This is a genomic window from Aureimonas sp. Leaf427 (assembly GCF_001425485.1).
In the GTDB taxonomy this organism is placed as follows: domain Bacteria; phylum Pseudomonadota; class Alphaproteobacteria; order Rhizobiales; family Rhizobiaceae; genus Plantimonas.
The window spans coordinates 150627-168213 of the sequence record NZ_LMQW01000034.1 but is presented as its reverse complement, the minus strand read 5'-3'; the positions used below and the strand labels follow the sequence as shown (position 1 = coordinate 168213).

At 69.5% G+C, this 17587-nt stretch carries 12 protein-coding genes; 6 read left to right on the top strand and 6 right to left on the bottom strand.

Annotated features, from left to right (window positions below):
• Positions 1-92 precede the first annotated feature (92 nt).
• Together dksA and ASG62_RS27025 are read right to left on the bottom strand one after the other, a co-directional pair.
• Positions 93-512, bottom strand: coding sequence for an RNA polymerase-binding protein DksA (gene dksA, locus ASG62_RS16840; RefSeq protein ID WP_056693526.1), 420 nt, complete (start codon positions 510-512; stop codon positions 93-95).
• Positions 509-676 (bottom strand): hypothetical protein, encoded by a 168-nt coding sequence (locus ASG62_RS27025; protein ID WP_162246008.1) that lies wholly within the window; start codon positions 674-676, stop codon positions 509-511. The genes dksA and ASG62_RS27025 overlap by 4 nt, the downstream gene beginning before the upstream one ends.
• A gap of 57 nt (positions 677-733) precedes the next feature.
• Between ASG62_RS27025 and ASG62_RS16835 the strand changes: the two genes are divergently transcribed.
• The 4 genes from ASG62_RS16835 (at position 734) to ASG62_RS16820 (ending at position 4519) form a co-directional block, all read left to right on the top strand.
• Positions 734-1252 carry a SixA phosphatase family protein gene (locus tag ASG62_RS16835; protein ID WP_056693523.1) on the top strand — a complete coding sequence of 173 codons (519 nt, stop codon included), beginning with the start codon at positions 734-736 and terminating at the stop codon, positions 1250-1252.
• 69 nt (positions 1253-1321) lie between these two features.
• Complete coding sequence (locus tag ASG62_RS16830) at positions 1322-2767, top strand: YcjX family protein (RefSeq protein ID WP_056693520.1); 1446 nt, start codon at positions 1322-1324, stop codon at positions 2765-2767.
• Between the two features lie 9 nt (positions 2768-2776).
• On the top strand, positions 2777-3868 hold the full coding sequence (locus ASG62_RS16825; protein WP_056694014.1) for a YcjF family protein: 1092 nt from the start codon (positions 2777-2779) through the stop codon (positions 3866-3868).
• Between the two features lie 99 nt (positions 3869-3967).
• Positions 3968-4519 carry a hypothetical protein gene (locus ASG62_RS16820; protein WP_056693517.1) on the top strand — a complete coding sequence of 184 codons (552 nt, stop codon included), beginning with the start codon at positions 3968-3970 and terminating at the stop codon, positions 4517-4519.
• On the opposite strand, the gene folK is transcribed toward ASG62_RS16820, so the two are convergent.
• Positions 4506-5030, bottom strand: a complete 525-nt coding sequence (gene folK, locus ASG62_RS16815) for a 2-amino-4-hydroxy-6-hydroxymethyldihydropteridine diphosphokinase (protein WP_156382207.1) — start codon at positions 5028-5030, stop codon at positions 4506-4508. The genes ASG62_RS16820 and folK overlap by 14 nt on opposite strands.
• On the bottom strand, positions 5027-5887 hold the full coding sequence (folP, locus tag ASG62_RS16810) for a dihydropteroate synthase (RefSeq protein ID WP_056693510.1): 861 nt from the start codon (positions 5885-5887) through the stop codon (positions 5027-5029). Before folP ends, folK begins: the two co-directional genes overlap by 4 nt.
• Positions 5888-6009: 122 nt before the next feature.
• Here folP and ASG62_RS16805 point away from each other — a divergent pair, with 122 nt between their 5' ends.
• Positions 6010-6618, top strand: coding sequence for a DUF922 domain-containing Zn-dependent protease (locus tag ASG62_RS16805; RefSeq protein ID WP_057180515.1), 609 nt, complete (start codon positions 6010-6012; stop codon positions 6616-6618).
• Between the two features lie 27 nt (positions 6619-6645).
• Here the strand turns inward: ASG62_RS16805 and ASG62_RS16800 are convergent, their stop codons facing one another.
• Together ASG62_RS16800 and ASG62_RS16795 are read right to left on the bottom strand one after the other, a co-directional pair.
• Positions 6646-6966, bottom strand: coding sequence for a 2Fe-2S iron-sulfur cluster-binding protein (locus ASG62_RS16800; RefSeq protein WP_056693503.1), 321 nt, complete (start codon positions 6964-6966; stop codon positions 6646-6648).
• A 120-nt stretch (positions 6967-7086) separates the two neighbouring features.
• Positions 7087-7479, bottom strand: a complete 393-nt coding sequence (locus ASG62_RS16795; RefSeq protein ID WP_056693501.1) for an Hpt domain-containing protein — start codon at positions 7477-7479, stop codon at positions 7087-7089.
• Positions 7480-7927: 448 nt separating this feature from the next.
• Between ASG62_RS16795 and ASG62_RS16790 the strand changes: the two genes are divergently transcribed.
• Complete coding sequence (locus tag ASG62_RS16790) at positions 7928-16912, top strand: hypothetical protein (RefSeq protein ID WP_056693498.1); 8985 nt, start codon at positions 7928-7930, stop codon at positions 16910-16912.
• Positions 16913-17587: the final 675 nt, after the last annotated feature.

The window sequence follows — 17587 nt, the reverse complement described above, 5'->3', positions numbered from 1 at the left end:
AAGCCGCGCCTTCGGCACTCGGGGGCAAACGGACGTTGGCCGCCGTTCTCGAACCCCGCAAAAGACATCGGCCGGGAAGACCGGCCGATGCATCACTCGTCGCGATAGACCTTCTCGCGCCGCTCGTGTCGCTCCTGCGCTTCGAGCGACATGGTGGCGATCGGCCGGGCGTCCAGCCGTTTGAGGCTGATCGGCTCGCCGGTTTCCTCGCAATAGCCGTAGGTCCCCTCTTCGATCCGCTCCAGCGCCGCGTCGATCTTGGAGATCAGCTTGCGCTGACGATCGCGCGCCCGAAGCTCGATGGCGCGATCCGTCTCCGAAGAAGCGCGGTCGGCCAGATCGGCGAGATTGGAGTTGTCGTTCGCCAGCGCATCCAGCGTCTCGCGGGACTCGCGCAGGATCTCGGATTTCCAGGCGAGCAGCTTCTTTCGGAAATACTCCCGCTGCCGCTCGTTCATGAAGGTGCCATCTTCCGAGAGGGTCGATGAGATGATGGGCAGAGTTTCGCTCATATCGCTTCCTCGGATGCCGTCTCGGCGTGCTTATAGCCACCGAAGACTTCGCGAACAAGCGGCATTACCGCAATGCGTCCCAACATCATCAGTTTGGGATAAGCATCCGTTTTTACGAAATTTTCATGGCTGGGCAACGTCATTTCGCCAAGAAGACCCGCCACGATGCTTCTCCGGACGGACGGATTGCCCGAAGGAGCGAAAGGCACTACTCGGTCTTCATGCCCACGAGCGCTTCGAGCCGCCTTCTCCTCCTGCGTCATGCGCACTCCTCCTGGGCCCTTCCCGGCCAGCGGGATCATCAGCGCCCGCTCGACGATCGCGGGCGACGCGAGGCGCCCCTCGTCGGGGCGGCCTTCCATGGTCTCGGCCTCTCCCTCGACCGCATTCTGGTCTCCACCGCCGTGCGCGCGCAGGAGACCCTGGCCGCCATCCGCCCCTTCCTTCGCGACGACGTGGAAACGCGATCCATCGACGATCTCTATGCGCTCGGGCCCGACGCCTACATCGCCGCGGCCCGCCATTCCGGCGTCTCCTCGCTCATGCTGGTCGGCCACAATCCGATGATCGACGAGGTGACGGCCTTGCTCGCCCCCGACGGCGACCCGCAAGCTCTGGAAACGGCGCGCATGGGCTTTCCGACGGCAGGCTTGGCCGTCATCGAGTTTTCGACCCCGCTGGCCGAGATCGCGCCCGGCACGGGGCGCCTTGCAGCGCTTCTCGTTCCCACGCGAGAGTAGACGTCTACAGAAGGCGTCGCGTCTTCCCTATATGCCGGCGGCCAGCCAACGGGACACCGCCAGCTTTCCATGACCAGCCTCACAGACGAAGCGCGGATCGCGTTCGACAACATCGCCGACCGCACGGGCTCGATCTTCCGTCCGACGCTTCGGCTGGGCGTCGCCGGCCTGTCCCGCGCGGGCAAGACGGTGTTCATCACCTCCCTCGTCCACAACCTTCTGCATGGCGGGCGCCTGCCGCTCTTCGAGGCGCAGTCGGGCGGGCGGATCGCGCGCAGCTTTCTGGAAGAGCAGCCCGATGCGGGCGTGCCGCGGTTCCAATACGAGGACCATATCCGCACCCTCGTCGAGGACCGGCTCTGGCCGCAGTCGACGCGGGCGATTTCCGAGCTTCGCCTGACGATCGAATACGAATCCGCTTCGGGCTGGAGCCGAATGTTCTCGGCCGGCCGCCTCTCGCTCGACATCGTCGACTATCCCGGCGAGTGGCTGCTCGACCTGCCGCTTCTGGAAAAGGACTTCGCCACCTTCTCCGCGGAATCGGTCGCCCGCGCGCGCCTTCCCTCGCGCGCCGCGATGGCCGGCCCCTATCTGAAGCTCCTTGCGGCCGCCGATCTCGACGGCCCGGCCGACGAGCCGACGGCGCAGGCGCTCGCGCGGGCCTTCGCGGATTATCTCCAGGCCTGCCGCGCCGACCGCACCGCGCTCTCCACCCTGCCGCCCGGCCGCTTCCTCATGCCGGGCGATCTCGAAGGCTCGCCGGCGCTGACCTTCGCGCCGCTGCCCGTCGAGCCCGGCAAAACCTACGCCAAGACCTCTCTCGCCGGCCTGATGGCGCGGCGCTACGAGGGCTACAAGTCGGTCGTCGTCAAACCCTTCTTCCGCGATCATTTCGCCCGGCTCGACCGGCAGATCCTCCTCGTCGACGTCATGCAGGCGATCAATGCCGGGCCGGAGGCCATGGCCGATCTCGAAACGGCACTGGTCGACATTCTCGCCTGCTTCCGCCCCGGTCGCGCCACATGGCTCGGCGCCGTGCTCGGCCGGCGGATCGACCGCATCCTCTTCGCCGCGACCAAGGCCGACCATCTCCATCGCGAGAGCCATCTTCGGCTGGAGGCGATCGTGAAGCGTCTCGTGGACGACGCTGTGAAGCGCGCCCGCTTTTCCGGCGCCGAGACCGAAACGCTCGCCATGGCCGCGATCCGCGCGACTCGAGAGGCGACGGTCGAGGACCACGGCGACAAGCTGCCCGTCATCGTCGGCACGCCGATCGCCGGCGAGACCATCGCGGGCGAGAGCTTCGACGGAAAACGGGAGACCGCCATTTTCCCGGGCGACCTCCCCTCCGATCCCGCGCGCCTGTTCAAGCTGGACGCGGCACCCGATCCGATCACCTTCGTGCGCTTCCGCCCGCCGAAGCTGGAACGCACGGCGGAGGGCCTGACGCTGTCCCTGCCCCATATCCGCCTCGACCGCGCATTGCAGTTCCTGATCGGCGATCGACTGGCCTGAGGTGAAATGATGAGCGACAGTCCCGAGCGCCCGATCCGCCGCCCCGCCGTCTTCCGGGTCGATCCGCCGGCCCCCTCCATCGAGGAGACGCTGCGCCGCGAGGCCATGCCCCGCTCGCCCCGCGCGGTTCCCGATCTCGCGGCCCTCGCCATCGAACCCGAGGAGGCGATCGAGCGCGACGACGAGCTCGCCGGTCTCGAGATGGAAACGGCTGCGCCCCGGCGGCGCGGCTTCTCCTTCGGAAAGCTCTTCCTCGGCGCCCTCTCCGCCCTCGTCTCGATCGCGATCGGCCTCGCGCTGGACGATCTCGTGCGTAGTCTCTTCGCGCGGGAAGACTGGCTCGGCTGGGCCGGCGTCGTTCTGGTCGCGCTTCTGGCGCTCGGAGCGCTCGGCGTCGTCGGCCGCGAAATGCTGGGGCTCATGCGCCTCGCCGCCGTGGACAAGGAGCGCCGCGCCGCGCGGCGGGCCTACGATCTGGATTCCGAAAGCGAGGCCAAGCTCGTCGTCGCCGGCCTCAAGGCGCTCGTCGCGGGCAAGCCGGAGACCGCCGAGGGCCGCGCGCGGCTCGACGCGCTGGCCGAGGACGTGATCGACGGGCGCGACCGGATCGCGCTGGCCGAGCGCGAGCTGCTCGTGCCGCTGGATGCCAAGGCCCGCGCGCTGATCCTCGATAGCGCCAAGCGGGTCTCGGTCGTCACCGCCGTCAGCCCCAAGGCGATCGTCGACATTTCCTACGTCCTCTTCGAGACCGTCCGCCTCATTCGCCGCATGTCGGAACTCTACGGCGCGCGGCCCGGCACGATCGGACTGATCCGCCTCACCCGCGACGTCGTCGCCCATCTCGCCGTCACCGGCTCGATCGCCATCGGCGACAACATCGTCGGGCAGGTCGTCGGGCACGGGCTCGCCGCGCGCCTCTCCGCGCGGCTCGGCGAAGGCGTGGTGAACGGCCTTCTGACGGCGCGGATCGGGCTTGCCGCCATGGACCTCTGCCGCCCCCTGCCCTTCCTGCGCCAGCGCCGTCCGCGCATCGGCGATTTCGTCGGCGATCTCATGCGCTTGGCGCAGGAGGACAAGACGGTGGCCAAGCGGGTGGACTGATCGGACGCGGCGGCGCGGCAAGGATGCGTTAACCCTTCGAGACGATAATCGGGACAAGCCAATACGCCCCTTCGTCCATCGTCCCGGAAGGTCCGCTCCATGTCCGTCAGATCCGTCGCCGGCCTCCTGGTCGCCGGCTGCGCCCTCCTGGCCGCCGGCCCGTCCTCCGCCGGTGCCGAGAAACCGTTCTTCGATCGCGTGGTCGGCAGCTGGACCGGCCCCGGCGAAATCGTCGCGGGCAAGTACAAGGGCACGAAGTTCGTCTGCACCTTCGCCGGCGAGGCTCAGGAGAAGTCGACCGGCATGGCGCTCGACGGGTCCTGCCGCGTCGGTCTCTTCTCGCAGAAGATGCGCGCGGAAGTCCGCCAGAAGGGCAATTCCTTCGCCGGCTCCTTCCTCGACGGCGCGGCCGGCAAGGGCCTCGACATCGTCTCCGGCACGATCGAGCAGAACGCCATGGTCGTCGGGCTCAACCGCAAGCAGTTGAAGGGCGCGATGGTCGCCCGCCTCGCCGATTCCGACAGCCTCAATATCACCGTCTCCGTCCGCGTCGCTGAAAAGCTCGTGCCCGTCATCGGCATGAGCCTGAAGCGCGGCGAGGAAGACCCCGTCAAGGAAACCGCCCTCGGCAGCGGCTTCAGCCTGGACTGATCCCGCCCGTCCGCCGCCACCAGTTCCCGTCCTCGCTCGCCGGCTCGATGCCGGCGCGATCGAGATGCGCGAGGCGCTCCTCGATCGGCACGCCGTCCACGACGAAGCCGGGCGCGATCTCCTCAAGCGGCACGAGCACGAAGGCGCGCTCGCCGATCCGGGGATGGGGCAAGGTCAGCCGCTCGTCCGCGATCGTCTCGCCGCCATGGTCGAGAAGGTCGAGATCGATCGTGCGCGGCCCCCAGCGCTCCCGCCTCTCCCGCTTCAGGCCGCGTTCGGTCTCGAGGCAGAGATCGAGCAGCGCATGGGCCTCGAGCGCCGTATCGACCGCGGCGCAGGCATTGAAGAAGAAGGGCTGGTCGGTGACGCCCCACGGCGGCGTGCGGTAGAGGCGCGAGACGGCGACGACCTCGGTATCGGCCCGTCCGTCGAGCGCGCGGAGCGCCTCGCGCATGTTCGCCTGGGGGTCGCCGAGGTTTCCGCCGAGCCCCAGCAGCGCGCGCCGCCTCACCAGACCTCTCCCGCCATCGCGGCGGACATGGCGTCGGCGATCGCCAGCGCGTCGCGGTTCGCCCGCACATTGTGGACGCGGAAGATGTCCGCGCCGCGCTCGCGCAGGAGAACGCTGGTCGCCGCCGTCGCGACGTCCGGCTCGGGATCGTCGCGCCCGAGGAGACCGCGCACGAAACGCTTGCGCGACGTGCCGACGAGGACGGGATAGCCGAGCGGCCGAATCTCCTCGAACCGCGCCATCAGCCGCATGTTGAGCGGCCCGTCCTTGGCGAAGCCGAAGCCGGGATCGAGCACGATCTGCTCGCGCGAGACGCCTGCCTCCGAAGCGATCTCCAGCGAGCGCGTAAGAAACAGGATCTGGTCCTCGATTTCGTCGGCCAGCGGCTCGCGCTCGCGCCCGGTGTGCATGAGGCAGAGGCCGGCGCCCGTCTCGGCCGCGACCCGGGCGATCCCGGCATCCTTTTGGGCGCCGAACACGTCGTTGACGAGATGGGCGCCCGCCGCGACGGCCAGCCGCGCGGTCTCCGACCGATAGGTGTCGATCGATAGAAGCACGTCCGGCCGGCCCGCCAGCGCCTCGATCACCGGCAGGACGCGGCGCTGCTCCTCGGCGGGATCGACCGGCGTTGCCCCCGGCCGGGTGGATTCGCCGCCGATATCGATGATGTCGGCCCCTTCCGCGACCATGGCGAGCGCGGCCTCGACGGCCGAGTCGACGCTCTCATGGCGTCCGCCATCCGAGAAGCTGTCCGGCGTCACATTCAGGATGCCCATGATCGTGGCGCGCCGGCCGAGCTCCAGATGCCGGCCATGGGCCAGGCGCAGACGGCCGCCGAGCGGAGAAATCGGTGTCATCGAACGGCATCTCGCCTCAGGGGGATATCGGTCGCAGAAGCTTGATTCCTTGTTTGGATTGCCTCCACACTACATGTGAGTAGCGCCGTTCCGGCGACCTCGTCCACAGGGACCTCTCGAAGATGATGCGCTGGCTCATTCCTCTCCTCGCCGGGAGCCTTTTCGGCCACGCGGCCGTCGCCGCCGAGGTGAAGGAGCGCACGACCTATTTCACCGTGCGAGGCTCGACGCTGGAGGAGCTCGACCGCGACCTCAACCGCAAGGGCCCGCTGATGAGCGCGACGGGCGTACGCCATCCCGGCTCGACGCAGGTGAAGTTCGACGGGCGCGTGACCTATCGCGAAGCGCCGAACGGGCTCTGCAGCGTCGGCAAGACCAATCTCGGCGTCCATCTCGTGAAGACGCTGCCCAAATGGTCGCCGCCGAGAGCCGCGACGGCCGAGACGCGGATCGTCTGGAAGACCCTGGCCGACGATATCGCGCGCCACGAGGCCGACCACGTGAAGATCGCCAAGCTCTGGCTGAAGAAGATGGAAAGCGCGATCCGCAACCTCGGCCCTTCCAAAAGCTGCGAGGCGATGGAGACGCGCGTGGACAAGGTCACGGCGACCTATCTCGCCGACCACGAGCGCGCGCAGCGCGACTTCGACACGATCGAGGGCCGCGAGATGAACATGCGCCTGCGCCGGCTTCTGAAGCAGAACATTCGCGAGGCGACGGCCGAACAGTGAAGATGTCGCGGGCTCGCAGGCGCCAGGTCAGGCCTGGCGCTCGGGAACGTGGAGCACGAGCCCGTCGAGGGCCGGGCCGACCTTGATCTGGCAGGACAGCCGCGAGGTCGGCTTCATCTCCCAGGCAAAGTCCAGCATGTCCTCCTCCATCGCCTCGGGCGAGCCGACCGCGTCGACCCAGGCCGGATCGACATAGACGTGGCACGTCGCGCAGGCGCAGGCGCCGCCGCACTCCGCATCGATGCCCGGCACCGAATTCTTCACGGCGACTTCCATCGCGGTGGCCCCCGGCGCCGCCTGGAGCGGGTAGCGGGTGCCGTCATGGGTCACGAAGGTGATCTCGGTCATGCAAAGCCTTCGGCGGGTTCGGGAAGGAAGTCTGGAACCGTTCGATAGAAGTTCCCGCCGAAAAAAGTCAATCGGCAGCCGCGCGGCGGTTGCCGGGCCGCCCCTTGCGCCGGGCCTTCGTCAATGGGCCGTCGACGGGTCGCGCAGGATATCGGCGATGAACGCGCCGGTGACGGCGAGGTCCCGCTCGAAGCCCGCCAGCGCGTCCGGACAGGCCGGCGCGTGTTCCAGGGACTCGGCGCTCCGGGCCAGTAGGAAGGCTCCGACATTCAGCGCCGCGCCCTTCAGCGCGTGGGCGACGCGCCCCCGCTCCGTCGGAGTCGCGCTGTCCAGGCGGCCGGCGAAGGTGGATATCTGGCGGGCGAGCAGGCCGAGGATCTCGCGCTCCAGGCCCGTATCGCCCATCGTCTGGTGGGACAGATGAACGAGATCGACCGGCCGTCCATGCGAGGAGCAGACCGCGACGTCGGAGGAGAAGGCCGGCTCGCGCCGGAGGCTGGACGTTCGTGCCATGATCGCCTTTCAGCTTGCGGCCCGCCGCATGACGCGAAAGGCCGATCGTCAGCACGGCCGAAACGGAGCGTGCGAGAAGCAGCCTGCCCTGCCGGCTCTCACGGCGGAGTTAAGCCAGCTGATTCTCTCGTCGGCACGGTGAACGAGACATGAATCCGTGGAGAACCCGCATTTTAGCGATTCCAGAGAGGCCATTTTAGGCCTGACCGGCTGGAATGCGGCTCGCAGGAGGCGTTTCGCGTTAACCTTATGTTTAAACTTGTAAGGATCGAGGGGATTCAAGGTTTATTTCGTGAGGCGCCGTACCTACGATGAGAGAAGGCGAAGCTCTCTTTCGCACCCGCCGTTCTTCCATCGGCGGCGGACAGGATCGCGATCATTGCCCGGCTCGGCCGGAGCGGCGACGCGGTTCGGTGCAGAGTAACGAGTTGTGAGGCGCGACGGTACCATGGCGAACATCAAACCAACCGACCCGCTGACCGACGAGGCTCTGAGCGAGCTGGAAGCGGCGTTGAACGCCGACTTCGATTTCGGCGATCCGGCTGTCGGCTCGACGCCTCCGGCGGAGGGCGCGAAAGCGGCCGCGCCGAACGACCTCGAAGTCGAGGTCGATGCGTCCGGTATCGAGCCTGTCGCTGGCGCGGAGCTGGAGCCGTCCGGCCTGCAGTCCGCCGGCACGGCCGGCGGCCACATCGAGACGGAGACGCTCTCGGCCGATCGCGTGGACATCGAGTTCGCCCTCGAAGAGTTCGAACGCACGGTGCTGGAAGCCACCGACACGTTCCGCAGCGAGTCCGATGCGTCGGTCTCCGGCGAGGCGACCGCGACCTACGACAATTTCAACGAGGCGACGTTCGAAGCCGACATGGAAGCCGGTCTCGCCGCCGAAATGGCCGCGGACGACACGGCCGACGCGGAAACTCCTTTGACCACGGTGGAGATCGAGGAGAGCGAGCCCGTCAGGCTTTCGGCCACGGGCACGGAAGGCCCGAGCGTCGGCACCGTCGATCTATCCGGCATGGCCGGCGCGGTTTCGGCCGCCGCCGCCGTCGCAGGCACCACCTCGACGCCGTCCGCGACCTCGGAAGCCCCGAGCATCGCCCGCCCGGCCCTCCGCGCCGCCGTCGTTCCCGAGCAGGACGCCAAGGCCGAGCGCCAGCCCGAGCCCGTCACGCCCCCGATCCGCGAGACCGAAGCCCGCACGGCGCGAGAGGAGCGGACGACGCCGCGTCAGCCGGCCAATGACGAGGAGCGCCGCTTCGCCGTGATGGCGAAGGGCATCATGGAGCGCAAGGCATCGCGCGCCCCGCTTTATATCGCGCTCGCCGTCTCCGCCTTCTGGGTCGTCGCCACGCTCTATGTCGGCAGCGGCATCTACGGCTCCGAGCTCTTCAACGTTCCGACCGACGCCTCGAACCTCGCCGCCTCCGCCGGCTTCTTCCTCGTCGCCGCCGCGGCCGTCGTTCCCGTTCTTCTCATCTTCGCCTTCGCGGTCATGGTTCGCCGCAGCCAGGAACTGAAGCTGATGAGCCGCTCCATGGCCGAGGTCGCCCTGCGCCTCGCCGAGCCGGAGACCATGGCGACCGAGCGAGTCATGAGCGTCGGTCAGGCGATCCGCCGCGAGGTCGCGGCGCTCGGCGAAGGCGTCGAGCGGGCGCTGGCCCGCACGTCCGAGCTGGAATCCCTCGTTCAGTCGGAGGTGATCTCGCTCGAGCGCTCCTATGCCGACAACGAAGTGCGCATCCGCGCGCTCGTTCAGGATCTGGGCTCCGAGCGCGAGGCCATGCTGAACCATGCCGAGAAGCTGCGCTCCGCCGTCGTCGGCTCGCACCAGCGCCTCGTCGGCGACGTGGACGGCACGGCTGCTGAAATCCTGGAGCGGATCGAGGCGGCCTCGACGCGCTTCGACACGATGATGCGCGAGCGCGGCGACGAACTGTCGCGTCAGTACGGGGCGCGCCTCGAAGAGGTCGTCTCGCTCTTCGAAACCCAGGGCCGTCTCGCCGATCAGCGCCTGTCGGAGACGGGCCAGAGCTTCATCGCGCGCTTCGGCGAGACGGCCGACGCCGCGACGCTGCGGCTGACGAGCGCCGGCGACGAGGTCTCGCGCCTCTTCGACGAGCGCTCGAGCGCCATCCGCACGGGATCGGACGACCTCGTCGCCCGTCTCTCGGCCATGAGCGACGAGATCGATCAGCGCCTCCAGACCTCGGGCGAGACCGTCGCCGCGATCTTCGAGACCCGCCGCGACCAGTTGGAAGCCGACGGCCGCACCTTCATCGAGGCCCTCGACGGCCGGGTCGAGCGCACCGCGCTCCTCCTGTCGGAGAAGTCTGGCGAGGCGATCGGCGGCTTCGACCAGCGCCTCGAGACGCTCCAGATCACGCTTTCGGAGCGCGGCGGCGCGCTCGTCTCCGCCCTCGACGAGCGCTCCAACGCCATCATCGAGTCCAGCGACCGCATCGCCGAGGCGCTGCAGCAGCGCTCCACCGAGTTCGCCCGCACCATGTCCGAGCGCAGCCGCGAGATTGGCGAGGCCTTCACGGAAGGCCATCGCACGCTCGCCGTGCAGACCAGCGACGCGCTCGCCCTCGCCGACAACACGCTCGGCGGCCATTCGACCCGGATGCGCGCCCTTCTCGACGATCGTCTCGGCAATGTCCGCGCCGCCCTCGACGAGACGACGCGCGGCTTCGAGCGCGTGATCGAAGAGCGCATCGCAGGCATCGAGACCGCCGTCTCCGGCCGCACCGAGGATCTGGAAGCGACGCTCGCCTTCGCCCAGCACAATCTCGTCGGCAGCCTGGACGAGCGCGGCACCGCGATCACCACCACGATCGAGGACAATGTCGAGCGCATCCAGCGTCTTCTCGCCGATGTCGAGGACCGCATCGCGGTCGGCGTCGACACGCGCGGGCAGAGCCTCATCGGCTCGATCGACAGCCGTTCCGAGCGTCTCCTCTCCGAACTCTCCGAGCGCGCCGGCACCCTCGATGCCGGCCTTGCCGAGCGCCTCGCCGTGGCGGACGAGCTTCTTCGCCGCACGCAGGCCGACGTGGTCGGCGCGCTCGACGAGCGCAACGGCGAGCTTCGCAACCTTCTCGGCGAGCGCACGGAAGTCCTGCGCCGCCTCGGCCACGAGACGCAGGGCGACCTCGTCTCGGCGCTCGACGAGCGCGTGGGCGCCATCACCGGCGCCTTCGCCACCGCGGCGGACCGCGTCACCTCCGATCTCGCCGAGCGCATCGGCGGCCTGCGCGACACCGTCGAAGGCACGAGACTCTCGCTGATCCAGGATCTCGACCAGGGCGGCGCCTCGCTGCGCGAGGGTCTCGACGCCCGCTCGGCCAATCTGCGCGACCTCATCGAGACCGCGCAGACGACGCTGCTCGGCGGGCTCGACGAGCGGGTGGAATCCATCCGCGGCATCGTCGACGGCACCGACACCTCCGCTTCCTTCCTCGGCGGAATCGACGAGCGCACGCAGCGCCTCGCCGCCGAGATCGACCGCGGCCGCGACCTCATCGACACCGCGCTCACCGGCCGCACGGAAGAGATCGTTAGCCTTCTCGGCGGCGTCGACCAGCGCTTCGCCCTCGTCCTCGACGAGCGCCGCCAGGGCTTCGTCGATCTCCTCGACGACGTGGCGCAGGCGGCGGCCGCTACGCTCGGCGATCGCAGCGACGACGTTCGCCGCGCGATCGAGCAGAGCGTCGGCGACGTCAGCCGCGCGCTCGAAAACCGCCGCGACGAGTTCGTTACCGCGCTCGACTCCGGCGGCGCGACTCTCACCGGCGCGCTCGACCAGCGCACCGAGGCGATCTCGGCCGCGCTGGAGCGGGGTCTCGGCAATGTCGAGCGCACGCTCTCCAACCGCGCGAGCCTCGTCGCCGAGACGCTGCGCACGGCGATCACGACCGCCACCGCATCCATGACGATCGAGGCCGAGAACGCCCGCAAGGCGCTCGAAAACGAGGTCGGCAAGATCGGGTCGGACGTCTCCGGCATCGAGCAGATCTTCATCTCGTCGGGCGAAGAGCTTCGCCTGCGCCTGTCCGCCGAGGCGGATCGTCTGGCCGAGCGCCTCTCCGGCGTCGCCGAGGACGTGTCCTTCAAGGCCGACGGTGTGCGCGGCGAGATCAGCGCCGAGAGCGCGCGCATCGCCGAGACGATCGGCAGCGCGGCGGCGGCCATCCGCCTCATCTCCGAGGAGTCGCGCCAGCATCTGTCCGGCGAGGCCGAGGCGCTCGCGGTCCAGATCGCCGACGTCGCGGCTTCCATGCGCCGCGAGGCCAGCCAGACGCGCGAGCAGCTCTCGGGCGACAGCGAACTCTTCGTCACCAAGATCGGCGATGCCGCGCTCGTCATGCGGAGCGAGGCCGAGGCGGCGCGCGAGCGCCTGGCAGATGTCGCAGTCAACCTCACCGGCGGTCTCGGCGACATGACCGACCGTCTGCGTGGCGATGCCGAGGAAGCCCGCCGCGAGATCGGCGCGCAGGCCGAGGCTCTCGCCGCCGAATTCGCGCTGGCGCATGATCGCCTGCGCGAAGCGGGCGAGGTCTCCCGCGAGCGGTTCCGCGAGGGCGCGTCGGACATGTCGGCGGAAGTCCTCGGCGTGGTCGAGCTTCTGCGCGAACGCACCGAAGGCGTGCGCGAGGACGTGGCCCGCGAGGCCGAGACCCTGGCCGGCACCCTGTCGACGATCGGCGAGCGCCTGCGCGAAGCCGGCGACGTCTCCCGCCTTCGTCTGCGCGAAGAGGCCGATGCCGTCGCCGCGGAAGTGGCGAACGCGGCCGAAGCCATTGGCGAGCGCGCGGGCCTTGCCCGGATCGAGATCGGCTCGCAGATCGAAGCCCTCGCCAGCCAGCTGGACGGCGCGACGCTGCATCTGACGGAAGTCGGCGCCAGCTCGCACCAGCGTTTCCGCGAGAGCGCCAGCCTGATCTCCGCCGAGGTCATGGAGGCGATCGGCGCCCTCAGCCAGCGCACCGACTCCGTTGCCGCCGAGATCGGCCGTCAGGCCGAGATCCTGGCCGTCGAGCTGGGAACGGTCGACGAGCGCCTGCGCGAGAAGGTCGATCTGTCCCGCGAGCAGCTGCGGCAGGAAGCCGCCTCCCTTGCCTCGCATGTGGAAACGGCCGCCGGCACGATCGGCGAAAAGGCGGATGCCGCCCGCCGTCAGATCGGCAGCGAGACCGAGCGTCTCGCCGCCCATATCGCGGAGGCCTCGACGCTCTTCGCGGCGACCGGCGAGCGGACGCGCGATCAGGTCCGCGAGGATGCGATCCTCATCTCCGAGGAGATCGCCCGCGCGATCCAGACGATCGGCGAGCGCAGCGGCACCGCCCGCCAGGACATCGGCCGCGAGGCCGACCGCATCGCCGAGCAGATCGTCGAGGCGGCCGGCATCCTGTCGCAGTCGAGCGAGCGCAGCCGCGAGCAGGTCCGTGAGGACGCCGATCTCATCCGCACCGAGATCGAGCGGGCCGTGGAGGCCATCGCCGAACGTGGCGGACTGGTCCGCACCGAGATCGGGATCGAGGCAAGCCGCGTCGCGGAAAGCATGGACGGCATTTCCGGCGTCATCGCCAGCGCCGGCGACCGCTCCCGCGACCAGCTTCGCGAAAACGCGGCCATGCTGCTCGGCGAGATCAGCCGCGCCGTCGAGTCCCTCGGCGAGCGCAGCGGCCGGGCCCGCGAGGAAATCGCGGTCGAAGGCACCCTCCTCGCCGAGCGCATCGAGGAGGCCAACGCGCTTCTCATCGCGTCCGGCGACCGGTCGCGCGAACAGGTCCGCCAGGATGCGGCTCTTCTCTCCGGGGAGATCACGCGCGCCATCGAAGCGATCGCGGCCGGCAGCGGCGCGGCCCGCGAAGAGTTCACGAGCGAGGCTCTGCGCCTTGCCGAGCGTATCGAAGAGGCCAATGGCCTCATCTCCTCCTCGGGCGAGATGACGCGGGAGGACGTGCGCCGCGAGGTCTCCCTCCTCACCGCCGAGATCGCCCGCGCCGCCGAGACGATCGCGGAACGCGGCAACACCGCCCGCGGCCAGATCGGAGACGAGGCGGGTCGCTTCGCCGACCGGCTGGAGGAGACGTCGAGCCTCATCCTCTCCTCGGGTGAGAAGACGCGGGACGAGGTTCGTGCCGAGGTGGCGCTCGTCGCCGCCGAGGTCCAGCGCGCCGTCGAGATCATCGGCGAACGCGGCGAGACGCTGCGAGGCGATCTCGGCTCCGAAACCGGCCGCCTCGCCGAGAAGATCGAGGAAGCGGCCCAGCTTCTCGCATCGTCCGGCGAACTCTCCCGCGAGAAGGTCGGCGAACAGGCCTCGCTTCTGGCCGTCGAGATCGCACGCGCCGCCGAGACGATCGGCGAACGCGGCACGACGGTGCGCGACGACCTCGGCACCGAAGCCGGACGTCTGGCCGAGCGGATCGAGGAAGCCGCCTATCTCCTCACGTCCTCCGGCAAGCGCTCGCGCGAGCAGGTTCGCGGCGACGCGGCCCTTCTCTCCTCCGAGATCGCCCAGGCGGTCGAGGCCATCGGTGCGAGCACGGGAACGGCCCGCGACCATCTGGCCAACGAGGCGGCCGGCTTGGCCGAGCGCATCGCGGAGGCCTCGCGCCTCCTCGCCGAGATCGGCGAGCGCACCCGCGAGGATGTCCGCACGAATGCCGACGGCATCGCCGCCGAGGTCGCCCATGCGGCCGAGACGCTCGGCGACCGCGCCAGCTTCGCGCGCCGCCAGCTGAACGTCGAGGTGGAAGGCCTCGCCGGCAAGATCGCGGAGGCCTCCGGCCTTCTGATCGAGGCGGGCCATCGCTCCCGCGAGCGGGTCCGCGAGGACGCGGTCGCCCTCACCGACAGCGTGGCCCTCGCCACAGCCTCGCTTCGCGAGCGCACCGACGAGGCACGCTCGGCCCTTGCCGACAGCACCGACGCCTTCGCCTCGCGGCTGGGCAGCGCGTCCTACGCGATCCGTGCCGAAACGGAGCGCGCGGCAGGCTCGCTCGACGAGCGCGCCCTGCGCTTCACCGAAGAGCTCGGCCGTCTCTCCGGCGAGGTCACGGAAGCTCTCGGCAGTTCCTCCGCCAACATCCGCGGCGAGATCGACGCGGCGACGGGCGCCATCCGGGGCGAACTCGGGGGCATCTCCGAGACCTTGCGCAACGAGGTCGGCTCCGCCGCCGAGCGCATCCGCGACGATATCGCGACGGCGTCCAGCCGGCTCCGCCACGATGCCGACGCGGCTCGCGAGGCGATCCTCTCGCAGAGCGCGGAAGTCGCGTCCCAGCTCGTCGGCGCCACCGATGCGATCCGCATCGAGGCGGACCGCGCCCGCGACCAGCTCATCGAGAGCGCCAGCGCCTTCAGCGAGGAGCTTGCCGAGCGTGTCGGCGTCTCCGAGCGCGAGATCGCGGCTCGCGGCCAGTCGCTCTCGGCCGATCTCGACGAGCGCACGCGCTCGATCAGCGAGATGCTGTCGGGGCACGGCGCGGAATTCGCCCGCCTTCTCGACGACGAGGCGCGGCCGATCATCCAGACCCTCGGCGAGAACGGCTCGGCGGTCGTGAAGCTGATCGCCGACGCCTCCCGCGATGCCGCCGAGCGGCTGCGCACGGAGAACTCGGCCATCGTCGCCGCCCTCGGGCGGCGGGCCGAGGAGACCGTCCAGTCTCTCGTTCAGTCCTCCGAGCAGATCCTCTCGACGCTGGACGAAAAGGCGTCCGGCACGGTCGCGGCCGTTTCCGAGATGCGGGACCAGCTCTCCCGCGACGTGGACGGGCTCGTCTCGCGGCTCTCGCAGACGAATGGCGACCTGCGCACCCTCGTCGAGGAAGCGGCCGGAAACCTCGTCTTCATCGACGCCTCGCTGAAGGAATCCAGCGGCCGGTTCACCGAAGGCGCAGACCGCGCCGCCGATCGGATCGACCAGTCGACGCGCCTTCTCGAGGGCAATATCGGCAAGCTGGATCAGGTCTCGTCCAGCGCCTTCTCGCGCATCGCGACGATCGCCGATCGGTTCGGCGAGCACGGCACGACGCTGAGCGAAGCCGTGACGCTGATCGACGCGGCGCAGAGCAACCTGCACACGACGCTCGACGAGCGCCGGAGCAGCCTGGAGGAGCTTTCCACCGGGCTCGTGCAGCGCTCGGAGGAGATCGGCGCGCTCATGCGGTCTTTCGAGGAGGTCGTCGACGGTCTCTTCGAGCGCACCGAGCAGCGCTCGCAGCTTCTCTCCACGCGCCTCACGGCCGAAGTCGGCGGCTCGCTCGACGATGCCGGCAAGCGGATCGAGGATGCCCAGGCGCGGTCTCGCACGCTCGCAGCCGACATCCGCAACACCGTGCAGGCCGCGGTGGAGGACGCCACCCGGCGCTTTGCCGGGGCGACCGAGGACATGCGCAAGACGGCGGCCGACATCCGGCTGGAGCTCTCCTCCACCCGCGAGGAAATCCGTCGCGGCGTGTCCGAGCTGCCGGAGGAGACGCGCGACTCGACCGAGGCCATGCGCCGCGCCGTGTCCGATCAGATCCGGGCGCTTCGCGATCTCAGCGAGATCGTGAACCAGTCGGGCCGCGCCTTCGATATCGGCGGCCGCCGTCCGGCCGCCGAGGGCTCGCCTCGCGGCGAGACGCGGGCTTCGGCGCCGAAGGCGTCGGCCGAGCGTGCGGCGTCAGCCGTGTCCGAGGCACCGCTCGCCCGGGAGGCGTCGGTCGCACAGCCGCAGCGGGCGACCGCCTCCTTCGCGGCGTCCGACGGCAACCTGGCGCGGGATCTGCGCGGCTCGCTCGATCTCGAAGAGGCCGCTCCCCAGGCTGCGGCGGCACCGCGCCCCGTGCAGGCTCCGCCGGCCCCGCCGGCTCCGGCCTATACGCCGCCGATGCAGCAGCAGGCGCCGGCCCCGGCCCTGCCGCCGGTTCAGTCCTCCGGCGACGACCGCACCGGTCGAAGCGGCGGCTGGGTCTCCGATCTTCTGCGCCGCGCCTCGCGCGACGAGGACGAGGCGGATGCGCGTCAGCCGGAGGCCTCTGCCCCCGCGCCGGCGCCGACCGAGGAAGCCCGGGCGGCCCGCACGCCCGAGCATGTGGTGGAGTCGCTGAACTCGCTCTCCGTCGACATCGCGCGCGCCATCGACCACAACGCGTCCGTCGATCTCTGGGAGCGCTACCGGCGCGGCGAGCGCAACGTCTTCACGCGCCGCCTCTACACGATGAAGGGGCAGCAGACCTTCGACGAGATCCGCCGCAAGTATCAGCGCGACGGCGAGTTCCGTTCGGCGGTGGACCGCTACATCGCGGACTTCGAGACCCTGCTGGCCGACATCGCGCGCAAGGACCCGGAGAACCAGATGACGCGGACCTATCTCAGCTCCGACACGGGCAAGGTCTACACGATGCTCGCCCATGCCTCGGGACGCTTCGACGCCTGACAGCGGCAGCGCTCACCGACAGACATGGAAAAGGGGTGGCTCGCGAGGGCCGCCCCTTTTTCATATCGGATGACGTGGTGACGCCGGCGTTCGGACGAAAATTCTCAGGCGATGAGGCCTGAGGAAGGGAGATACCCGAAACGACCCGGCCAAGCCTCACGGCTGCGGAAGACGTCATCGGGGAACTCTGACTTTCGACATGTCGAAGATCAGGACCTCTCGTATGAGGAGCACGATACGGACGGTAACCGAGTTGATCGGCCCGCGACCGCTGCCGTCGGAGACGACAGCGGCATGATTCGCGGTGTTCGGACGTCCCGCAGACGGCCCCATGCGAGGGACGTTCGGTCCAAGGGGCAGATGGGACGAGAAAGCGGCGCCGGACGCTTGGATGGTGCGTCAGCCCGGACAACGTCATCCGTGAAGAAGCGGCGCAGCAAGGTCGGGACGCGCCGCACGTTGCGACGGTCGTCTCGTTTCCAAGTGCCACAGCGCGGCGCAGTGCTGGTAGGTCGGTTTAACGCGGAAAGTCAGCTAGCTCAGCCGCCGAAGGGGCTACGCCCGACAGGCCAAAGAAGCGCCCACAGGAAGGCGCGTTCCGGCCATCATGCACCGTTGTGGCGGATCAACCCCGGTCGCAAGGCTCAAGCCCCGCTGAAGGCTTGGCATGGAGCG